Source organism: Streptomyces sp. WMMB 322 (genome assembly GCF_900090145.1).
Lineage (GTDB): Bacteria > Actinomycetota > Actinomycetes > Streptomycetales > Streptomycetaceae > Streptomyces.
The window spans coordinates 168,235-189,128 of sequence record NZ_FMHI01000008.1 but is presented as its reverse complement, the minus strand read 5'-3'; the positions used below and the strand labels follow the sequence as shown (position 1 = coordinate 189,128).

Sequence of the window (20,894 nt, the reverse complement as noted above, 5' to 3'; positions counted from 1 at the left end):
TCCGCGCTGTCCGCCCCCGGACGGAAACCGCAGGTCACGGCACATGACAACGGTGTTCAGCGTCGCGTTGCACCTGCCCTCCCGGCGTAGTTCACTTGCGTCCGACAGGCGCGTGGCGCACAGGACCAGGGACGCGGAGGCTCACAGCGATGGGCGCTGGGCACGCTCACGGAGGACCCGCTCCGGCGGCGGGCGGCACCGCGTCCGCGGCGTACCGGAAGCGGCTGCGTGTCGCGCTGTTCATCACGCTGACCGTCCTGGTCACCCAGATCGTCGGCGGGCTGCTCGCCGACTCGCTGGCCCTGCTGGCCGACGCCGGGCATGTGGCGACCGACGCCCTCGGGCTCGGCATGGCCCTGCTCGCGATCCACTTCGCCAACAGGCCTTCGAGTGAGCGGCGCACCTTCGGCTTCGCCCGGGCCGAGATCCTCGCGGCGCTCGCCAACTGCCTTCTGCTGCTGGGCGTCGGTGGCTACATCCTCTTCGAGTCGGTGGAGCGCTTCATCGAACCGGCGCAGACCGACGGGGTGCTCACCGCGGTCTTCGGCGGCATCGGCCTGGTGGCGAACGTTTTTTCGCTCTCGCTGCTGCTGCGCGGGCAGCGGGAGAGCCTCAATGTGCGCGGCGCCTTCCTGGAGGTGCTGGCGGACGCCCTGGGTTCGCTGGCCGTGCTGATCTCCGCCGTGATCGTCGCGACGACGGGATGGCAGGGTGCCGACCCCGCCGCCTCCCTCGTCATCGGCGCGATGATCGTCCCCCGCACGCTCAAACTGGCGCGGGAGGCCCTGGATGTGCTGCTGGAGGCGGCTCCGCGGGACGTGGACATGGCCGAGGTGCGTGAGCACATCCTCTCCGTGGAGGGCGTGGTCGGGCTGCACGATCTGCATGTGTGGACGATCACTTCCGGCATGCCGGTGCTCTCGGCGCATGTGGTGGTCACACCGGAGACGCTGGGCACCGTGGGGCACGAGCGGGTGCTGCACGACCTGCAGCTCTGCCTCGGTGACCACTTCGACGTCGAGCACTGCACGTTCCAGCTGGAGCCGCGCGGACATGCGGCCCACGAAGCGAAGTTGTGCCACTGATCTGCGGCAGACTGGGGCCCTTGCCGGCAGGCGGACGACCGACGGCCCCGACAGAAGGATCAACATGGCGAACAGCGCAGCGGCACCGATCATGCTCGAACTGGTCGACGAGGACGGGACCACGATCGGTACCGCGGAGAAGCTCTCCGCACATGTGGCACCGGGCCGGCTGCACCGCGCGTTCTCCGTATTCCTCTTCGACGATTCGGGGCGGCTGCTGCTGCAGCGCCGCGCGCTCGGCAAGTACCACTCCCCCGGTGTGTGGTCCAACACCTGCTGCGGACATCCCTATCCGGGCGAGTCGCCCTTCGCCGCGGCGGCACGGCGCGTGAGCGAGGAACTCGGGGCCGCACCTTTCCTGCTGCGTGAGGCGGGCACCGTCCGCTACAACCACCCCGACCCCGACTCGGGCCTCGTCGAGCAGGAGTACAACCACCTCTTCGCGGGGCTCGTACGCGGCGAACTGCACCCCGACCCGGAGGAGATCGCCGAGACGGCGTTCGTCACCCCGGGCGAGCTGGCCCGCCGTCAGGCCGAAGGGGCCTTCTCCACCTGGTTCATGACGGTGCTCGACGCGGCGCGTCCCGCGATCGGCGAGCTCACGGGAGCGGCGGCCGGCTGGTGACCGCCGGGGGCAGGCCGCCGTGGACGACGGGGACGGGCAGCGCCGCCCAGATCACCTTGCCCCCCGTGCCGGTCTGTTCGACGTCGCACACTCCGCCCGACTCCGATGTGATCACCTTGACGAGCAGCAGGCCCCTCCCGCCGACGTGCTCCTGATCGGGGTCCAAATCCAGGGCCTTGGGCCTGTAGGGGTGGCTGTCCTCCACGGCGATGCGCAGCCACCCGTTCTGCAGGGCCACCTCCACTCCGATCTCGGGTGAGAGCAGCGCCGCGTGCCGTACGGCGTTGGTGGCCAGTTCGGAGAGGATCAGCAGCAGGTTCTGCAGGACGTCCTCCGGTACGGCGCCCTGGCGCCGGACGAGATCGCGTACGGCGTACCGCAGTTGCGGCACGGAGGAGTCCAGGGCGGGGGCGGTGAACCGCCAGCTTCCCTCGCGGACCGGTGATGCGGTCCGTTCCTGCACCGGCAGGGCCACCGGGGACACCCCGCCCGCTCCGGGCGCCCTGCCCCGGCGGTTCTCCATTTCCCGCACCCCGATTCTCTCCGGATGTACTTGCACGCGAGCGTTCTTGCAGATGTGCGTGCATTGAGTGTTGGTACGCCGGGGGCCGGCTCCGGCCCACTGACCGCAAGTCGGCACTTATCGATGGCAATTGACAGAAGACTTCCGCCCAGGACGGGTCTGTGACAGACCTTGCGCCCGTGCTCCGGTGCTCGCCGGCCACTGCCTGACGCCTGCCCGGTCACTCGCCCGGCTACGATCCGTACATGGAGCGAGCACGACCCGCGCAGCAAGGACCGGCGGAGCCGCAAGGACATCCGGCATCCGAGGCACAGCAGTCGCAGTGGGCGGAGCAGACGCGGCAGGCACAGCCCACGCTGCTCACGGAGCACGCGGACGGCGTGGCGACCCTCGTCCTGCACAATCCGGCCAAGCGCAACGCGATGACCGAGGCCATGTGGCGGGAGGTGCCCGGGGTGCTCTCGGCCCTCGCCGACGACGCATCCGTGCGGGTCCTCGTCGTCACGGGCGCGCAGAACACCTTCTGCGCGGGAGCCGACATCTCCACTCTGCGTGACTCCGTGGAGTCCTCACAGGAACTCGCGGTCGCGGCCGAGGAGGCACTGAGCGCGTTCCCCAAACCGACGCTGGCCGCCGTGCGCGGCCACTGCGTGGGAGGCGGGGCGCAACTCGCGGCGGCGTGCGACCTGCGGTTCGCCGCGCAGGGCTCGCTGTTCGGCGTCACACCGGCGAAGCTCGGCATCGTCTACCCCGCCTCGTCCACGCAGCGCCTCGTCCGGCTCGTGGGGCCCGCGACCGCCAAGTACCTTCTCTTCTCCGGTGAGTTGATCGACGCGGACCGCGCGCTTCGCACCGGGTTCGTGGACGAGGTGCATCCCGAGGAGAGCCTGGACGAACGCGTTGGCACCTTCACGCGCACGCTGGTCGAGCGTTCGCAGCTGACGCAGGCGGCGGCGAAGGAGTTCACCGGGAGCACGGTGGAAGCGTCCCGTACCGGGCACTGGCGGCGGGTGGCCGCGGAGAGCGGTGAAGCGGCCGAGGGCGCCGCCGCGTTCATGGAACGGCGGGCCCCGCGCTTCCGCTGGACCCCCGGTCCGGCGGGCCGGTAGCGCCGCAGGCGAAGCCACCCCTGTCTGCACGCCCGCGCCGCACGGCTGCCGCGGGAGGAGGCCGGGACAAGCGATTTACCTATCGGTAACGTGTGGTCATGACGTCTCTCCCGGAACGCGCCGCCCGCCGGTGCCACAACATGCTCAACCCCCTCCACTCGGCCGTGTACTTCTCCCCCGCGCTGGGCCAGGAGCTCGCCCCTTACGGCATCGAGGACCCCAGCGCCGTCTATCTCGCGGGACGTGCCGCGCCTCTGGGTGCGGTGAGTGCCGGCACGGTCACCGCCACCTTCTACAACTTCAGCCCCGCGCTCGTCGCGCGCTTCGTGCCCGCCGTGTGGGAGTACGCCTCACCCGCGACGGTGCTCGCCGCGCGGCTGCGGGCCGTCGATTCGATGCTCCGCGAACTGCTCGGCGAAGAGGTCCTCACCTCCCCGGAGATGACCGAGGCGGCACAGCTGGCGCTGAAGGCCACCGAGGGCTGCACGCGCCCGGGCCGTCCGCTCTACGCCGCCAATGCCGGCCTGCCCGTGCCGGAGGCGCCGCACCTGGCCTACTGGCACGCCGCCACCGTGTTGCGCGAACACCGCGGCGACTCGCACATAGCCGTGCTGCTCTCGGCGGGCCTGGACCCGTTGGAGGCTCTCGTCAGTCACACCTCCAGCGGTCGCGGCATGTCCCCCAAGTGGGTGCTGTCGACGCGCGGTTACAACCAGCAGGACTGGACGGCGGCCCAGGAGCGGCTGCGGGAGCGCGGCCTGCTGGACGCCGAGGGCGAACTCACCGAGGAGGGCGCCTCCTTGCGCAAGGAGCTGGAGTACAGCACCGACCGTCTGGACAGCGCCCCCTACGAGCATCTGGGTGCGGAGGGGGTGGCGCGCCTCACCGAACTGGCCGGAGGCTTCGCCGCGTCGGCCGTGAACGCGGGTGCCTTCCCGGCGGACCTGTTCGGCAAGTGAAGCGAGCTGCATCCGGGTTGGCCCGCTGCGGACCGGGCACCGGGCCCGCCGGGGGTTCACGTGCGCCCTTCGGGGCCACCCGATGCGTATGTTCCGGGCTGTCGCAGACGCACTCCGCATGGTCGCGGGCGGCATCGCGACCGTGGTGACCCTGCCCTTCCGCCTCGTGGCCCGTCTCTTCGGCGGCGCGTCGAGGGCCGGCCGCAGGGTCTGAATCCCCTGCCACGCGACACGACAACGGGAGACGGTACAACAGCCGGGCCCGCATGCGGAGTTTTCCGCACGCGGGCCCGGTCCGTGCCTCCGTCTGACGGTGCCACCTGCCACAATGCATGCTCACCGGGGACACCCAGCACCAAGAAGGCGGACCAACCATCGTGACGACGACCATCGAAGGCAGGATCGCCGAGGAACTCGGCGTACGGGAGCGCCAGGTCAAGGCCGCCGTCGAGCTGCTCGACGGCGGGTCGACCGTGCCGTTCATCGCCCGCTACCGCAAGGAGGCGACGGAGCTCCTCGACGACGCCCAGCTGCGCTCCCTCGAGGAGCGGCTGCACTATCTGCGGGAGCTGGAGGACCGGCGCGAGGCGGTACTCGAGTCCGTGCGGTCCCAGGGCAAGCTCGACCCGAAGCTGGAGGAGCAGATCCGCTCGGCCGGGACGAAGGCCCGCCTGGAGGACATCTACCTGCCGTTCAAGCCCAAGCGCCGCACCAAGGCGCAGATCGCCCGCGAAGCCGGGCTGGAGCCCCTTGCGGACGGGCTGCTGAGCGACCCGGGCGTCAAACCGGAGGCAGCAGCCGCCGCCTTCGTCGACTCCGGGAAGGGTGTCGCCGACGCGGCCGCTGCGCTGGAGGGTGCCCGTGCGATCCTCTCCGAGCGCTTCGGCGAGGACGCCGACCTGATCGGCGAACTGCGTGAGCGCATGTGGCTGCGCGGTCACCTCGCCGCCAGGGTGCGCGAGGGCAAGGAGGAGCAGGGCGCCAAGTTCAAGGACTACTTCGACTACACCGAAGCCTTCACGGAACTTCCCTCCCACCGGGTGCTGGCCATGCTCCGCGGCGAGAAGGAGGAGATCCTCGACCTGACGCTGGAGCCGGAGGAGCCGGGAGAGACCGCGGAGCGGGGCACGCCCAGCTCGTACGAGAGCACCATCGCCCAGCACTTCGGCGTCCGCGACGAGGGCCGTCCCGGCGACGCCTGGCTGCTGGAGACGGTGCGCTGGGCGTGGCGTACGCGCATCCTGGTGCGCCTCGGCCTGGATCTGCGGGTGCGGCTGCGGACCGCCGCGGAGGACGAGGCGGTCGGGGTCTTCGCGTCGAACCTGCGTGATCTGCTGCTGGCCGCGCCGGCCGGCACGCGTGCCACTCTCGGCCTCGACCCCGGTCTGCGCACGGGCGTGAAGGTCGCCGTCGTCGATGCGACGGGCAAGGTGGCCGCCACGGACACCATTTACCCGCACGCCCCGCAGAAGCAGTGGAAGGAGTCGCTGGCGAAGCTCGCCGTGCTGGCGCGGGAGCACTCCGTGGAGCTGATCGCGATCGGCAACGGCACGGCGTCCCGCGAGACGGACAAGCTGGCGGCCGAACTGATCGCTTCTCAGCCGGAGTTGAAGCTGACGAAGGTCACGGTCTCGGAGGCGGGCGCCTCCGTCTACTCCGCGTCGGCCTACGCCTCGCAGGAACTGCCGGACCTGGACGTCTCGTTGCGCGGTGCCGTCTCCATCGCACGGCGGCTTCAGGACCCGCTCGCGGAACTGGTCAAGATCGACCCCAAGTCGATCGGTGTGGGGCAGTATCAGCACGATCTGTCCGAGGTGAAGCTCTCGCGCTCGCTCGACGCCGTCGTGGAGGACTGCGTGAACGGCGTCGGCGTGGACGTCAACACCGCGTCCGCGCCGCTGCTCTCCCGCGTCTCGGGCATCGGCACGTCCCTCGCGGAGAACATCGTCGCGCACCGCGACGGCCGGGGCCCCTTCAAGAACCGCAGCGAACTGAAGGACGTGGCGCGGCTGGGCCCGAAGGCGTACGAGCAGTGCGCGGGCTTCCTGCGCATCCGCGACGGCGAGGATCCCCTGGACGCCTCCAGCGTGCACCCCGAGTCCTACCCGGTCGTCCGCACGATGGTGCGGGCCGCCGGCACCGACGTCTCCACGCTCGTCGGCAACACGGCGGTGCTGCGCTCGCTCGACGCGAAGCAGTTCGTGGACGACACCTTCGGGCTGCCGACGGTCACGGACATCCTGCGCGAGTTGGAGAAGCCCGGCCGCGACCCGCGTCCCGCCTTCAGGACGGCCGCGTTCAAGGAGGGCGTGGAGAAGCTCACGGACCTCGAGGAGGGCATGATCCTGGAGGGTGTGGTCACGAACGTGGCCGCGTTCGGGGCCTTCGTCGACGTGGGCGTGCACCAGGACGGGCTCGTGCATGTCTCCGCGATGTCGAAGTCTTTCGTGAAGGATCCGCGGGACGTCGCCAAGCCCGGCGACATCGTGAAGGTGAAGGTCCGTGAGGTCGACGCGGCACGCAAACGCATCTCGCTGACGATGCGGCTGGACGACGACACCTCCGGGGGCGGTGCGGGTGCCGGCGACGGCGGCGGTGAGCGCCGCAGGCGCCAGGGCGGCGCGGACCGCACGCCGGGCCCCCGCAAGGGCGGCGGAAGGCAGGGCGGAGGCCGTCCCGAGGGCCGGAAGCAGAGCGGGGGCGGCAACGGCGGCAGGCAGCAGCGCCGCGACGCGCAGCCCGCCAACAGCGAGATGGCGGACGCGCTGCGCAGGGCCGGGCTGCTGGGCGGCGACGGGAAGAAGCGCTGAGCGCACGCGGCCGGGCCACACCCGCGGGGTGGCCCGGCCGCTGCACGGGGACGGTTCGGCGGCACACGGGAGCAGCCCGGCCGTGGCATCCCGCGCCCGGGTCCGCGGTCCGGAAGTCCCGAATACGGCCGCGTCACTGGGCAGTCGAGGGTGGACGGCCGGCCCCGCTCCCGCCTCCGGGCCGCGGGCAGACGTCCCTGGGTGCCTACCGGGGCGGAGCTTTCGCCGGGGAGGCCTCCGGGCGCCGGCGTTCCCGTACGGTGCCGCCGGACACCTCGATGTGCCGCGTCGTGCGAACGGCCTCCAGCATGCGGCGGTCGTGGGTGACGAGCAGCAGCGTGCCCTCGTAGGAGGCCAGCGCCGACTCCAGCTGCTCGATGGCCGGCAGGTCGAGATGGTTCGTGGGCTCGTCCAGCACCAGCAGGTTCACACCGCGCCCCTGAAGGAGCGCCAGCGCCGCCCGGGTCCGCTCGCCGGGGGAGAGGGTCGCCGCGGGGCGCAGCACATGACGGGCCGAGAGCCCGAACTTCGCGAGCAGCGTGCGCACTTCCTCCGGCTCCATCGCCGCGGCGTCGCGGAAGGCGTCCAGCAGGCTCTCCTCCCCGTGGAAGAGGCGGCGCGCCTGGTCGACCTCGCCGATGACGACGCCGGAGCCCAGGGAGGCGCTGCCCGCCTCGAGTTCGGCGCGGCCGAGCAGCGCGGCCAGGAGCGTGGACTTGCCGGCTCCGTTGGGCCCGGTGACGGTGACGCGGTCGCGCCAGTCGATCTGGAGGTCGACGGGCCCCAGCGCGAAGTCGCCGCGGCGCACCCGGGCACCCCGGAGCGTGGCGACGACGGACCCCGAGCGCGGTGCGGCCGCGATCTCCATGCGCAGCTGCCACTCCTTGCGGGGCTCCTCCACCGCCTCGGCGTCGAGGCGTTCGATCATCCGGTCCGTCTGCCGTGCCTTGGCGGCCTGTTTCTCCGTGGCCTCGATGCGGGCGTTGCGCACGTTCTTGTCGTTGTCGGGCATCTTCCGGCGGGCGTTGCGCACGCCCTTGTCCATCCAGCCGCGCTGCTGCCGGGCCCTGGCCTCCAGGCCGGCACGGGTCCGTGCGTACTCCTCGTACTCCTCGCGGGCGTGCCTGCGGGCGCGGGCGCGCTCCTCCAGGTAGCCGTCGTATCCGCCGCCGTACTGGCTCACGAGCTGCTGCGCGAGGTCGAGTTCGAGCACGCTGTCCACGGTCCGGGAGAGGAACTCCCGGTCGTGGCTGACGAGCACCGTGGCGGCGCGCAGGCCGCCGACGAAGGTCTCCAGGATGTGCAGACCGTCCATGTCCAGGTCGTTCGTGGGCTCGTCCAGGAGGAAGACGTCGTAGCGGCTGAGCAGCAGGGACGCCAGGGAGGTGCGGGCGGCCTGGCCCCCGGAGAGGGTCGTCATCGGGCGGTCGAGGGCCACGTCCAGGCCGAGCCGGGAGGTGACTTCGGCCGCCCTTTCGCTCAGGTCGGCGGCGCCGAGGGCCAGCCAGCGCTCCAGGGCCAGGGCGTAGGCGTCCGCGGCCCCGTTCCGGTTCTCCTCCAGGGCGCGTGTGCTCTCGTCCAGTGCCCTCTGGGCCGCCGCCACGCCCGTGCGGCGTTCCAGGAAGGCGCGGACCGTCTCGCCCGCACGCCGTTCCGGTTCCTGCGGGAGGTGGCCAACCGTCGCCTCCGGCGGGTTGAGCGACACCTCCCCCTCTTCGGGCCCGGTCAGCCCGGCGAGGATCCGAAGCAGGGTGGACTTTCCGGCGCCGTTCACCCCGACGAGGCCCACCACTTCCCCGGGGGCGACGACGAGATCCAGTCCGGAGAAGAGCGTGCGGTCACCGTGACCTGCCGTGAGTGCCTTGGCGACGAGAGTTGCGGACATGCCCGCCGATGCTACGGGCCCTTCTGCCGGACGTCGCGCGCATTCCTGGCTCCGGCGGCGGCGCGGCCCGGCCCCCCGCCGCGGCCCGGGGACCGGTCACTCCCCCGGGTCGGTCTCCAGCTCCAGCGCGGCGGCCCGCACGTCGGGCACGTCGTGGCGGCGCATCGTCCGCAGCAGTTCACGCCAGGACTCCGACCAGCCGGATGCCGGGTTGACCGCGGCGGCGAGCGTCACGGCCAGCAGCCCCGCCGCCGTGCCGCCGTCCTCGGCGAGCTCCCGCGCCACGGGCAGCAGCCGCTCCCTGGTCTCGGCGGGCCGCTGGAGGGGACGCAGCGAGCGGCGCAGCTCCTCGGCGGTCCGCCACGCCAGTCCCGGGCGGTGACCGTGCAGACCGGCGATGCCGCGCAGCTGACGGCCGACGGTTTCCGGGTCGCTCTCCAGGGTCACCGCCGAGCACAGCAGCTTCGCCGCGACGGGTACGAACTCCTCGTGCCCGGCGAGGAGTACGCCCGTCCGTCCGGCGGGGCGGCGGGCCGCGGCCCGCTGCCTCGCGCACTCGCCGAGGGTGCGGGCGATGTGCTGGACGCGGCGCCTGGCCGGGCGGTCGCGGTCGGCGCGGGCGTCGGGGGTGTCGGGTGCGCAGTCCGCGGCGATGAGCCCGGACAGCACCTGTTCGAGCGTGCGGCCGGTACCGGGAAGCGTGATCACCAGCTCGACGAGCCCTTCGGCGGCCTGCCGCCAGGTGCCGCGGTTGCCCAGGTCGGTGACGGCCGAGGACAGCACGGCCGCCGCGTCCGGTGCCCACAGCGCCCAGTCGGCCAGCGAGGAGTAGACGGCCTCGGTCACGCTCCGGTCGTCCACGTGGCACAGGCCGGTGATCAGCCCGGCGTACCGTTCCCGGTGCCTCTCGGGCAGTTCGAGCGGACGTACGCGCATCAGGGCGTGGCGCAGTACGGGCACTCCCTGTGCCGCGGATTCGACGATTTCCCAGGCGCGGTCGTCGTCGAGCAGCCGCGTTGCGCACCTCACGCATGCCGACTTCACATCCGGGTGCTGGCCCGGGAACGAGTAGACCTTCAGCAGCAGCTCCGCCGCCTCGGCCAGGGGCAGGCACTCCACGGCGAGCCGCACGGCCGTTCTGCGGGAGGCGAGCGAGTCGGCTGCGGCGCGGACCTCCTCCGGGCTGCGCTCGGCGCCCGGCCCGCGGCGCTGCTCCGTCTGCGGCGTGCCGGACGGCGGGAGCAGCAGACGGCGCAGCACGTCCGACAGCCGCCAGGGCGCGGTGTAGCGGAACGCGCGGGGCAGGGCGGGGACGGCGATGTGGGCGCGCCCGTCGCGGACGTGCTCCAGCAGCAGCGGAAGCGCCTCGTCGGGCCGGTCGGTCCGCACGGTGGCCGCCAGCGCGGTGTCGGCGAGTTCCGACTCGGCCTCGACCGGGTCGTTCGCCCACAGCCGCAGCTCTCTGCCGCCCTCGCCGGGAATCGCGGCGAGGCGCCGCAGCGCCGCTCGCCGCGCGGGCATCGGGCTGCTGTCGTCGTCCGCCTCCTGCGCCAGAAGCTTTGCCGCGGCGCGCAGTTGGCGCGGCAGCCAGCGGGCCGTGCACTTGCCGACCGGCGGCTGCGGACGGCGGCTCTCCTTGCTGAAGAACCGGCCGCAGGGCGGGGTGGCGTCCAGGACGGGGTCGAGCAGATCCGTGCGCCGCGTCGTGATCGTCCGCGAGACGACGGGCAGGAGCGCCGCCGAGGCGTCCACGGCAAGCACCCGCCCGGCCCGCTCCGCCCTCCTCGCAGGGTCGGCCAGCCACAGCTCGACGGCGGTGCGGGCGGTGTGCTCCGTACCGAACTGGACGGCCTGCCACAGCAGTTGCTGCAGCTCCGGCATCCCCGAAGCGCGGCTGCCCACGGCGCGTGCGAGCGCGAACGTCAGGCCGTGGTCGTCGTTCTCGGCTCCCGCCTCCAGCCAGTACCGCAGCGCCTCGAAGACGGCATGCTCCCCGCCGTGGGGCAGTCTCCGGTCGAGACGTCCGAGGTCCGCCTCGTCGGTGTTCCCCGTGAGCCGGACGATGGTGCGCAACGCCCAGCCGGTCAGGCCCTGTTGGGCGCCGGCGACGTGCTCGCGCAGCACCGAGCGGGCGAGCCGGCCGAGTGCGGCGCGGCTCTCCTGCGAGGAGCCCGGCGCGCCCACGGCGTCGCCGGCGACGCGGTCCAGGTGCTCGACGGCGGCGTCCTCGAAGAGCCGCGCCGGAAGGTCCGCGAGGGCGCCGAGCGCGGCGGCCCGTACGGACTCCTGCTCGTCGCGCAGCCGGGCCATGTCCGCCACGAGGGCCGTCACGACGGTCCGGTTGCCCCCGTGGCGCTGCGAGGTGTGTGCGGCCTGACGCACCAGCATCGGCCAGGCCAGGGCCCTGTCCTCGGGCGAGGGGCGACGAGTGGCGGCGGTGACTTCCGCGTACGCCGATTCGTCGGGCAGATGCGCCAGGGCGGCCGTCACGGTCGACCAGTGCGCTCCGCGTGCGCGCGCCTGGTGCGCCATCCGCCGGGCCTCCTCCTCACGGAGGCTGTGCGGCAGCGCCCGGAGCACCTCCTCGTCCACGGGTGCGTGCTCACGTTCCTCGGCGTCGGTCACGGCTTCGTAGAAGCCGGCCCGTCGGCCGGGCGGCAGTGCGTGCAGCAGCTCCGCCAGGCGCGCGGGGTGGCCGCTGAACACCCGCCCCAGGTCCTCCAGTTCGGCCGGATCGACGTGCACCAGCCGCCGCAGCACATTCGCGGGCAGCCCGGTCTCGCGCAGCCGGCCGATCTGGGCGGGACGCAGCAGCAGCCGCAGCGCACGTCCCGGGTCGGCCGAGACGAGCCGCACGAGGTGCGGCAGGAACTCCGGCGTGAGCAGGCCCTCGTCGCGGTACTGCTCCAGCAGATCCAGCACGCGCCGCGGCCGGGCGGCGGCCGTGCGGGCGATCCCGGCCCCGTACCGCCGCCACCACTGCTCGCGCAGCACGTGCGGCAGGTCCTCCAACTGCCGCCCCGCATCGGCCAGAAGGAGATCCGGATGCCGGGCCGCCAGCGAGCGCCAGCCGGTGACGGCGTGGAAGAGCGCCGGCAGCAGCCGCGCCGCCGTCTCGGGGCCGCAGGCCGGGAGCAGCCGCGCCGCCTCCGCGTCGCCCCAGCGGCCGCGGACGGCGTCGACCAGGCCGTCGGCGAGCTGTGTGCGCCGGCCCCGGACGATGGTGCGCACCAGTTGGGCACGTATCGCGGACGGCGCGTCGTGCAGGGCCACCCACAGCGCGTCGTCGCTGACACGGGAGGAGGGTGCGGCGGCCGCGCGCTGGGCGTGGCCCCGGATGAAGGGGTCGGGGTGCGCCAGCCGCGCGGAGAGGTAGTCGGTGTCCTGGCCCGCGCACGCGGCGATGACCGCGATCCGCTGCCCGTACGTCCCGTACTCCTCGAGCCCGTGCAGAAGCCCCGTCAGCTCCTCGCGGCCGGCGGCCCGTGCGTGGGCGGCGACCTGCCGGGTGCGCTGCGGATATGCGAGCGGCTCGAGAACGTCGAGGAGTTCGGTGGCGGCTGCACGGGACATGGCGCGGATTCTGCCCGCTGTATGTGCCACGCGTAAGGGTTCTCCGCAGGGATGTGCAGGACGTGAGTGTTTTGCGGCCGGTACGTGTGCGCAAGCGGCTGCCGGGGCATCCCCTACCGTCGGGCGATTCTCACGCGTCGCGGCGGGATAACGTCGCGGCATGGATGAAGTGATCGTCGTCGGCGGCGGGGTGAGCGGGCTGACGACGGCCGTGCTGCTCGCCGAGCGCGGCATGGGCGTACGGGTGTGGAGCCGCGACCGGGACGCGGACACGGCGTCGGGGATCTCCGGAGGCCTGTGCTGGCCGTACCGCATCGAACCCAGACAGAAGGCGCTGGAGTGGGCGGTGCGCTCGTTCCGGAAGTTCGCGTGGCTCGCCGAGCAGCCGGCGCTCACGGGAGTACGGCTGGTGCGGGGCACCCTTGAAGGAGGCTCCTCGTCCTCGGTGCCGCCGGAGTGGATGTCCCTCATCGGATCGCCGCCGCGCACCCCTCTTGTCGACATGCAGACCTATCTCCCTTACCTGCGGAGGCGGTTGACGGCCGCGGGCGGCCGCTGGGAGCAGCGCACCGCCGCCTCCCTCGCGGAGGTGTCGGCCGAGGCGCCGGTCGTGGTCGACTGCAGCGGGCTCGGCGCGCGCGAACTGGTCGGCGACACCGAAGTGCGGCCCGTACGGGGGCAGATCGTCGTCGTGGAGAACCCGGGGATCGAGGAGTGGTTCCTCTCCTCGGAGGCGGGCGCGAGCGAGACCACCTACGTACTGCCGCAGCCCTACGGCCTGTTGCTGGGCGGCACGGCCGACGAGGACGAGGAGGAGACCGTTCCCGACCCGGCCACCACGCGGGCCATTGTGGAGCGTTGTGCCCGCGTCCACCCCGAGCTCGCGCAGGCGCGCGTCCTGGAGGTCCGCGTGGGGCTGCGCCCGTACCGCCCCCGGGTGCGGCTGGAGACGGAGACGCTGCCGGACGGCACGCTGTGCGTGCACAACTACGGCCACGGCGGCGCGGGTGTCACGGTCTCGTGGGGCTGCGCCCTGGAGGCGGTGCGGCTGCTGGGAGCCGCCGGGCACAAGGGCACGCAGGGCTGAACGCGGCAGCGGACTCCAGCCGCACGCCATTCATGTGCAGATACACACGAAACAGATACGGATGGCGGGCGGAGTACATAGCCTGCGACTGCTCACATCGCGCATCTTCGCGCTGTCGCAAGGGAGTTGGAGGACTCGTGCGTCAAAGACTCATCGTTCCGGGCGCGGTGGCCGCCGTTCTCGCGCTCACCGTCCCGGCCTCCGCGGCCGAAGCCGGTCCTTCACCGGGCGCACCAGGGGCGGGAGACTCCTACTACCCGGACTACGGCAACGGCGGATACAACGTCTCGCACTACGATCTGCGGCTGAAGTACCAGCCGAAGACGGACGAGTTGAGCGGCACGGCGACGGTCCTGGCCAAGGCCACCCAGGATTTGAGCCGCTTCAACCTGGACTTCGCACTCGGCGTGAAGCAGGTGCACGTGGACGGCCGTACGGCGAAGGTCTCCACCTCCGGCTCCCACGAACTGGAAGTCACGCCCGCCGAACCCCTCTCGAAGGGCGAGAAGTTCAGCGTCGTCGTCCGCTACTCGGGCATACCCTCCGAGGTGGAGGTCGACGGCTACACGTCGTGGCAGCGCACCCCCGACGGCGCGGTCGCCGCCAACGAGCCGGAATCCGCGTGGTGGTGGTACCCCAGCAACGACCACCCCAGCGACAAGGCGACGTTCGACATCAGCATCGCGGTACCCGAGGGCTACAAGAGCATCAGCAACGGCGACCTTGTCTCCGAGGAGCCGGCCACGGGCGGCTGGACCCGTTCCAACTGGCGCTCAGGGCAGCCGCAGGCCACCTATCTGGCGACCATGGCCGTGGGGAAGTTCGACGTCACCCGGAGCCGGACGGAGAGCGGTACACCCGTCATCAACGCCTACAGCAGGAAACTCGGGGACGAGGACGGCGCGGCGCGTGCCAGTGTCGAGCGCACCGCCGAGATAACCGGCTGGCTGGAGGGCGTGTTCGGCGAGTACCCGTTCAGCTCCATCGGCGGCTACGTGCCCGCCAGCGGGGCCCACTTCGCGCTCGAGACCCAGACGCGGCCCTTCTACGGCAACGAGCGCTTCAAGGACGGCACCGACGTCTCCGTCGTCGTGCACGAACTGGCGCACCAGTGGTACGGGGACAGCGTCTCCGTGCGCAAGTGGCGCGACATCTGGCTCAACGAGGGCTTCGCCTCGTACGCGTCGTGGCTGTGGTCGGAGAAGGAGGGCGAGGGCACGGCACAGGAGATCGCCTCCGAGGTCTACGAGTCGTACCCCGCGAACGACTCGTTCTGGAAGGTCGCTCCCGGCGATCCGGGGCCGGAGAACCAGTTCCACGCCGCCGTCTACGACCGCGGCGCCATGGCGCTGCAGGCACTGCGCAACAAGACCGGCGACAAGGACTTCTTCCGGATCCTCAAGGGCTGGCCGGCCGAGCGCGAGGGCGGCAACGCGCGCGTCGGGGACTTCGTGAAGTACGCGGAGAAGGTCTCGGGCAAGTCGCTCTCATCGCTGTTCGACACCTGGCTGTACAAGACCTCGAAGCCGAAGAAGCCGGCGCTCGGCGGGGACGTGAACGCCGCCGAAAGGAAACAGCCCAAGTCGTGGGAGGAGATCCAGGCCGTGCACGGGGCGCACCGCCACTGAGCCTGCGTCAGCACGCGGATGGGGCGCCCGGCACCTCGCGCCGCACACGCTGCACACGGCCCGGCCCCGGGGGGCGGTCTGCGCTCCCGGGGCCGGGCCGTGTGCTCCTCGTCTGCGTCCGGCTCAGGCGTTCCCCATCGGTACGGGCCTGATGAGCGCGAAGGCCGCCCCCTGCGGGTCCTGAACGACGGCCATCCGGCCCGCCATCATGTCGAACGGCGGCACGAGCACCGATCCGTCCGCCCGGATGAGGGCGTCGACGACGCTGTCGGTGTCGTCGACCGCGAAGTACGTGATCCAGTGCGAGGGCGCTCCGGGCGGGGAGTTCTCCAGGCCCTGCATGCCCCCGACCGTCCTCCCCCCGGCGTTGAGCGCGTTGTAGCCGGGTGCGCCGTCCATCGGCCCTGCCTCGATGGCGAGGTTGCGGTAGAAGGACGTGGCGGCGTCGACGCCGGAGGTGTTGAGCTCGCTCCAGATCACTGCGCCGTGCTCGTTCACCGTCCGCGCCCCGATGAACTCCTTCGCCTGCCACAGGCCGAACACCGCGCCTGTCGGGTCCTTGGCGACGGCCATGCGCCCCAGGTCCATCACGTCCACGGGCGGCACCAGCAACGCGCCGCCGTTGTCCGTGATGCGCTGCGTGGCGGCGTCCGTGTCCTCCGTGGCCAGGTACATGGTCCACGCCGGAGGGGGCGCCGGCCGGTCGTCCTCGGCGGGTGTGGCCATGATGCCCGCGACGGGCCTGTCGTGCAGAGTGCAGATCGAGTACCCGCCGGCCTCCGGAGGCCCGATCTCGCCCTGCCAGCCGAAGAGATCCTTGTAGAAGTCGAGGGCCGCCTGCTGGTCGGGGACCATCAGATCGACCCAGCACGGGACGCCTGGCTCGTACCTCTCGGTTACCTCGGGCATGACAGCTCCTTGTGGGGACTCGGTGCCGGTCACTGTGCCGAGAGGGCCGTGCCGGGCCGCCTCCGCCACGCCGCCCCCGGGGCCCTGCGGGCCTCGAATTCACCCGCGTCCCCGCTTCGGCAGGGCCGTGCCGTCAGGCGCGGCGGCCCTCCCGGTACGCCTTGCGGGCGGCGTACGCCGGCGGCAGGAACCGCAGCCGCTCCGGGAGCCTCGGCACCAGGGCGCCCGTCACCCGCCCGAGGCGCACCAGCCGCCGCTCCTGCCTCGGCGACCACGGCAGGCCGATCGCCTCGCGGGCGTCCGGCGGCATGAAGCCGATGGTCACGAAGCGCTGGAAACGGGCGAACGCCGGCCGCAGCACGGGCCACAGGAGCCTCAGCAGCACGCGCACGGGGCGCGGGCCGCGGTCGGGCGGGGGCACCCTGCGGCCGACGGAGACCAGCTCCTCCACGACGAGGGTCCTCTCCACCTCTTCGCGGAGCATCCGACGGTAGTACGGCCAGAACTCCTCGAGGGTCTGCGGCATGTCGCGGTCCTGGATGCCGAGAACCCTCCCCACCTGCAGCCACTCCGCGTACAACTGCCGCTCCTCGTCCTGCGTGTAGGGGCGGGCGCCGAGGTAGCGCCGAGAGTGCTGGAAGACGGGGAAGCCGGTGGCGTGCACCCAGGCGTAGTTGGCGGGGGTCAGTGCGTGGTACTCGCGGCCGTGCGCGTCCACTCCCCGGATGTCCCGGTGCAGGCGCCGCAGCCGGCGGCCCTCCTCGACGGCCTCTGCGCCGCCGTAGACCCAGCGCTGCACGCTGGCCACGGAACGTTCGGCCCGGCCCCACGGGTCGGTGCGGAAGACCGAGTACTCGTCGACGCCGGCGCTGACGGCCGGATGCGCCACCTGCATGGTCAGGGCCGCCGGCAGCGTCAGCAGCACCCGCACCTCGCCCGCGAGGTCCCACAGCATGCCGTCCGGAGGGGGTGGCCGGGGATCGTCGCGGGCGGTGCGGGGACCCTCCGGTCCCGTGCTGCCGCCGCGGTCGCTGCTCGTGCTGCTCATCTTGTTCATGATGCTCCGGGGGGACGGGGAACGCGCGTACGCCTGCCGGGCGGCCGCCGGGTTCCTTTCCGTGCGCTGCGCCACCGTCTGGCCGTTCTGTCCGCCGAATCGGAGTGCGCCCGCTTTCCGGGGCCCCTGCCCGGAGCGCAGGCCCGAGGGGAGACCCGTAACGGGGCCGCAGCGCGATGCGGAACCTGCCGGACTCTTCCCACGGGAGGCATCCATGGCCAGACTGAGGACGGCAACCGGCCGGGACACCGCCCCCGCGAGGCGGGCAGTTGACGAGCGGTCACGGCCATGACCGGTACGACATGGAACGGCATTTGCGCGCAGTGCCACTTTTGAGGGCCACTGCGCGGGAACGGCATCCAACGGGAAAGCCGTCGGCAGGAGTTACCGCCCCCGGGGCCGGTCCTGCGCACCCGGAGGATCCTGAACGGGCGGACGTAGGTGAGCGATTGATCAGATGTTTTCGGCCTGTGACTATGAATGATCACTGCCTCCCCTATATTGGTGCGGCGCTGATCGGACTGTCGTGGACCACTCACCTCCCTGCCCGGACCTGTCCCCACAAGGACCCTGATTGATGACCCCCGAGACCTCACCCAGCAAACGCCCCGCCCCCGGCGCAGCGGCCCCTGGATCCGGACAGCCGCCGAGAAAGCCGCGAGCGGGAACGGGCACCGCACTCGCGTTGCTGATCGCGGTGCTGCTCACGGGTCCGGCGTGCCTGGTGGCCGTCCACACGGCACCCCAGTCCATACGCCCCGGCATCGCCTGGGGCAGCGGCGCGGCAGCGCTCGCGCTGAGCATCGCGATCGCAGTCGCCACCCGCGGCATCCTCGTCTCACGCGGGCTGCGCGCCCTCGTCGCACACCAGAACGCCGAGGCCGAGGCAGAGCGGGCGGTCGCGGCCCACTTCGCGGACGTCGTCGTCCCGATCCTCGTGGAGCGGCTCCGCTCCGGCGCCTCCGCGCAGACCGCGCTCGCCGCCGTACCGACCGTCGCCAACCCCACCCATCAGCGCGTGCTGCACTCGCTCGCCAACGAGGTGCACCGCGGTGAGGGCATGCGCGCGGCCGCGATGGCCGCGTGCGCCAACGCGGCCGGCCGCGTGCAGGCGTTGGCCACGAGCATGGCCGCGGACCTGCGGGAGATGGAGCACAAGTACTCCGACGAGGAGGTCCTGGGCGACCTGCTGCACCTGGACCACCGCACGGCGCAGACGGGACGCCTCGCGGACTCCATCGCCGTACTGACCGGCGCCCGCACCGGGCGCCGATGGGCCAAGCCCATCGTCATGGAGAGCATCCTGCGCGGCGCGATGGGACGCATCAGCGGCTATCAGCGCATCCGCCTGCACTCCTCGTGCGACCTGGCGGTGGCCGGTCACGCAGCCGAGGGCGTGATGCACGCGCTGGCCGAACTCATGGACAACGCCGCCAACTTCTCGCCTCCCACCTCCGAGGTGCACGTCTACGTGGAGGAGGCGTCGGCCGGTGTCATCATCACCGTCGAGGACGGGGGGCTCGTCATGGGTGACGTCGCCCTGGAACGCGCCCAGCAGGCCGTCTGCTCGGAATCGCTGGACCTGACGAACCTCTCCGGTACCCGGCTCGGCCTCGCCGTCGTGGGACGGCTGGCCCACAAGCACAAGCTCTCCGTCTCCTTCCGCCCGTCGGCGCACGGAGGCACGGGCGTCCTGCTGATGATCCCGCAGACACTGATCACCACGGCGAAGCGGGAGCCCGAGACCGCGGCGCCCGCACGGACCCGCGACTCCGGTGCCGTCACGGGTCCGCGTCCTTCGCCCGCCGGCGCCGCTCCGTCCGGGCCGCGGCCGTCCGAGCCGCTCCCCCGGTCCTCGGACGGGTCGTCCCTGTCCGGCCGGGAGTCCGGGAGCAGCACCGGGCTGCCCCGCCGCAGGCGTCCCGAGGCCGCCCCGGCCGGCGAGGGGCCGGGGCAGAGCACCGAGCAGACCCTGGACCTGTCGTCCGGGGGCTCCGCCGAACCGTCCCCCGAGCACGCCTCGGCCACCGAGGCCGGTCCCCGCGGCCTGCCCAAGCGGCGCCGCGGCCAGACACTCGCGGCCTCGCGGAAGGGCAACGCGTCGCCCGAAGCGGGCAGGACATCCGAGCCGGCCAGGTCGTCGGAGCAGTCGGGATCGCGGTTCGGGGCCTTCCGCCGCGCTGTGCAGGGCGGTTCGTCCGCCCAGGAGAAGCCCGACGACGAGGCTTCTTCCGTGTCCCCCTCCCCCTCCTCGTCACGTCCGGAGGACAACACCGAATGATCACAGACGGCAAGCTCGACTGGCTGCTGGAGAGTCTGCTGCGGCGGACCCCGGGGGCACGGCACGCCCTCGTTCTCTCCCGTGACGGACTGAAGCTGTGCAGCTCCTCGGAGCTGGACATGGACCAGGCCGACCAGCTCGCCGCCATCTCCGCAGGCATCCAGAGCCTCTCGCACGGCGCGTCCGTCGAGTTCGGCAACGGCAGCGGCGGCGTGCGGCAGGCGATGGCGGAGTTCTACGGCGGCATCCTCTTCGTGGTGGAGGCCGGCTCCGGTGCCCACCTCGCGCTCGTCGCGACGGAGGACTCGGACGTGGGCCTCATCGGCCACAACATGAACGAACTAGTGGAGCAGCTGAGCGAGTACCTCACCACGCCGCCCAGGCAAGAGGACGAGACCAGAGACCCCGCATGAAACGGCCGGGCCGGGACGACGACCCGGACCGGCTGTACACCGTCACGGGCGGGCGCAGCCGGTCCGGCACCGACGCCTTCGACCTGGTGACGCTGGTGGTCAGCGAGTGCGAGCCGACCCCCGGGATGCAGTCGGAACACGCCTCCATCCTCCGGATCTGCCGCTCGCCGACGGCGGTGGTCGAGATCGCCTCGGACCTCGGGCTGCCGGTGAGCATCGTCCGGATCCTCCTCGGCGACCTGCACGCCGCAGGCCGGATCACCGCCCGCCATCCGCGTACGGCCGCAGCCGCGGATCAACTCCCCGATCCAGAAATCCTGAAGCAGGTGCTCGTTGGACTCCGCAACCTCTGATCTGACCGGAACCCGCCCGCCACTGCGCAGCACCGCCGACAACGGCCTCAAGATCGTCATCGTCGGCGGTTTCGGCGTCGGCAAGACCACGATGGTGCGCTCCGTCAGTGACATACGTCCGCTCAACACCGAGGAGACGATGACGCGGGCGGGAGTGGGCGTCGACGACGCCGACGACGTCCCCTCCAAGACGACCACCACGATCGCCTTCGACTTCGGGCGCATCAGCCTCGACGAGCGGACGGTGCTCTACCTGTTCGGTGCACCCGGCCAGGAGCGCTTCTGGTTCCTCTGGGACCGGCTCTTCACCGGCACGCTCGGCGCGGTCGTGCTCGTGGACACCCGACGCCTCGCCGACTCCTGGTATGCGATCGACCGCCTCGAGGCGCACGGCATGCCCTTCATCGTCGCCCGCAACGACTTCGGCGGCCCCGAGCACTCCGCGGAGGACGTGCGCGACGCGCTCGACCTGCCGGACGACATCCCGCTCATCGAATGCGACGCCCGGTCGCGCGCGTCCAGCAAGGAAGTGCTGATCACCCTCGTCAACCACCTGTACACCCTGTCCTCCTCCGCCCGGGAGACCGTTCAGTGACC

Annotated in this window: 17 protein-coding genes; 12 read left to right on the top strand and 5 right to left on the bottom strand. The window is 72.1% G+C overall.

What is annotated here, in order from left to right; translation table 11 throughout:
- Positions 1–149: 149 nt before the first annotated feature.
- Positions 150–1,085: a cation diffusion facilitator family transporter gene (locus H180DRAFT_RS15375; RefSeq protein WP_055486626.1), complete on the top strand. Its 936-nt coding sequence runs from the start codon at positions 150–152 to the stop codon at positions 1,083–1,085.
- 64 nt (positions 1,086–1,149) lie between these two features.
- Complete coding sequence (gene idi / locus H180DRAFT_RS15370) at positions 1,150–1,710, top strand: isopentenyl-diphosphate Delta-isomerase (protein WP_055486625.1); 561 nt, start codon at positions 1,150–1,152, stop codon at positions 1,708–1,710.
- Here the strand turns inward: idi and H180DRAFT_RS15365 are convergent.
- On the bottom strand, positions 1,685–2,233 hold the full coding sequence (locus H180DRAFT_RS15365) for an ATP-binding protein (protein WP_055486624.1): 549 nt from the start codon (positions 2,231–2,233) through the stop codon (positions 1,685–1,687). The genes idi and H180DRAFT_RS15365 overlap by 26 nt on opposite strands.
- Positions 2,234–2,478: 245 nt before the next feature.
- Here H180DRAFT_RS15365 and H180DRAFT_RS15360 point away from each other — a divergent pair, with 245 nt between their 5' ends.
- The 4 genes from H180DRAFT_RS15360 to H180DRAFT_RS15350 all read left to right on the top strand — a co-directional run bounded on the left by H180DRAFT_RS15360 (position 2,479) and on the right by H180DRAFT_RS15350 (position 7,111).
- Positions 2,479–3,342, top strand: coding sequence for an enoyl-CoA hydratase/isomerase family protein (locus H180DRAFT_RS15360; protein ID WP_079100131.1), 864 nt, complete (start codon positions 2,479–2,481; stop codon positions 3,340–3,342).
- Positions 3,343–3,440: 98 nt separating this feature from the next.
- Positions 3,441–4,301 (top strand): SCO6745 family protein, encoded by an 861-nt coding sequence (locus H180DRAFT_RS15355; RefSeq protein WP_055486703.1) that lies wholly within the window; start codon positions 3,441–3,443, stop codon positions 4,299–4,301.
- Between the two features lie 88 nt (positions 4,302–4,389).
- A complete protein-coding gene (locus H180DRAFT_RS30435) occupies positions 4,390–4,515 on the top strand; it encodes an LPFR motif small protein (protein ID WP_254666040.1) in 126 nt (41 codons plus the stop codon).
- Positions 4,516–4,678: 163 nt separating this feature from the next.
- Positions 4,679–7,111 (top strand): Tex family protein, encoded by a 2,433-nt coding sequence (locus tag H180DRAFT_RS15350; protein WP_055486623.1) that lies wholly within the window; start codon positions 4,679–4,681, stop codon positions 7,109–7,111.
- A gap of 205 nt (positions 7,112–7,316) precedes the next feature.
- On the opposite strand, the gene H180DRAFT_RS15345 is transcribed toward H180DRAFT_RS15350, so the two are convergent.
- Together H180DRAFT_RS15345 and H180DRAFT_RS15340 are read right to left on the bottom strand one after the other, a co-directional pair.
- Positions 7,317–8,996 carry an ABC-F family ATP-binding cassette domain-containing protein gene (locus tag H180DRAFT_RS15345; RefSeq protein ID WP_055486622.1) on the bottom strand — a complete coding sequence of 560 codons (1,680 nt, stop codon included), beginning with the start codon at positions 8,994–8,996 and terminating at the stop codon, positions 7,317–7,319.
- A 96-nt stretch (positions 8,997–9,092) separates the two neighbouring features.
- The gene (locus H180DRAFT_RS15340) at positions 9,093–12,569 is read right to left on the bottom strand and encodes a hypothetical protein (protein ID WP_055486621.1); all 3,477 of its coding nucleotides are present in this window, start codon (positions 12,567–12,569) and stop codon (positions 9,093–9,095) included.
- 160 nt (positions 12,570–12,729) lie between these two features.
- Between H180DRAFT_RS15340 and H180DRAFT_RS15335 the strand changes: the two genes are divergently transcribed.
- Together H180DRAFT_RS15335 and H180DRAFT_RS15330 are read left to right on the top strand one after the other, a co-directional pair.
- On the top strand, positions 12,730–13,656 hold the full coding sequence (locus H180DRAFT_RS15335; RefSeq protein ID WP_055486620.1) for an FAD-dependent oxidoreductase: 927 nt from the start codon (positions 12,730–12,732) through the stop codon (positions 13,654–13,656).
- A 137-nt stretch (positions 13,657–13,793) separates the two neighbouring features.
- A complete protein-coding gene (locus H180DRAFT_RS15330; protein ID WP_055486619.1) occupies positions 13,794–15,284 on the top strand; it encodes a M1 family metallopeptidase in 1,491 nt (496 codons plus the stop codon).
- A gap of 123 nt (positions 15,285–15,407) precedes the next feature.
- Here H180DRAFT_RS15330 and H180DRAFT_RS15325 read toward each other — a convergent pair whose 3' ends face one another.
- Both H180DRAFT_RS15325 and H180DRAFT_RS15320 read right to left on the bottom strand, forming a co-directional pair.
- The gene (locus tag H180DRAFT_RS15325; protein ID WP_055486618.1) at positions 15,408–16,193 is read right to left on the bottom strand and encodes a VOC family protein; all 786 of its coding nucleotides are present in this window, start codon (positions 16,191–16,193) and stop codon (positions 15,408–15,410) included.
- A 133-nt stretch (positions 16,194–16,326) separates the two neighbouring features.
- On the bottom strand, positions 16,327–17,241 hold the full coding sequence (locus H180DRAFT_RS15320; RefSeq protein WP_079100139.1) for an oxygenase MpaB family protein: 915 nt from the start codon (positions 17,239–17,241) through the stop codon (positions 16,327–16,329).
- A gap of 586 nt (positions 17,242–17,827) precedes the next feature.
- On the opposite strand from H180DRAFT_RS15320, the gene H180DRAFT_RS15315 reads away from it, so the two are divergent.
- Genes H180DRAFT_RS15315 through H180DRAFT_RS15300 form a run of 4 tightly spaced genes read left to right on the top strand, consistent with a single transcriptional unit; the run spans position 17,828 to position 20,892 of the window.
- The gene (locus H180DRAFT_RS15315) at positions 17,828–19,531 is read left to right on the top strand and encodes a sensor histidine kinase (RefSeq protein ID WP_079100130.1); all 1,704 of its coding nucleotides are present in this window, start codon (positions 17,828–17,830) and stop codon (positions 19,529–19,531) included.
- Positions 19,528–19,944, top strand: a complete 417-nt coding sequence (locus H180DRAFT_RS15310; RefSeq protein ID WP_055486616.1) for a roadblock/LC7 domain-containing protein — start codon at positions 19,528–19,530, stop codon at positions 19,942–19,944. Before H180DRAFT_RS15315 ends, H180DRAFT_RS15310 begins: the two co-directional genes overlap by 4 nt.
- Positions 19,941–20,297 (top strand): DUF742 domain-containing protein, encoded by a 357-nt coding sequence (locus H180DRAFT_RS15305; RefSeq protein WP_055486615.1) that lies wholly within the window; start codon positions 19,941–19,943, stop codon positions 20,295–20,297. The genes H180DRAFT_RS15310 and H180DRAFT_RS15305 overlap by 4 nt, the downstream gene beginning before the upstream one ends.
- Entirely contained in the window at positions 20,278–20,892 is a 615-nt protein-coding gene (locus H180DRAFT_RS15300) for a GTP-binding protein (protein WP_055486614.1), read from the top strand. Before H180DRAFT_RS15305 ends, H180DRAFT_RS15300 begins: the two co-directional genes overlap by 20 nt.
- Positions 20,893–20,894 lie beyond the last annotated feature (2 nt).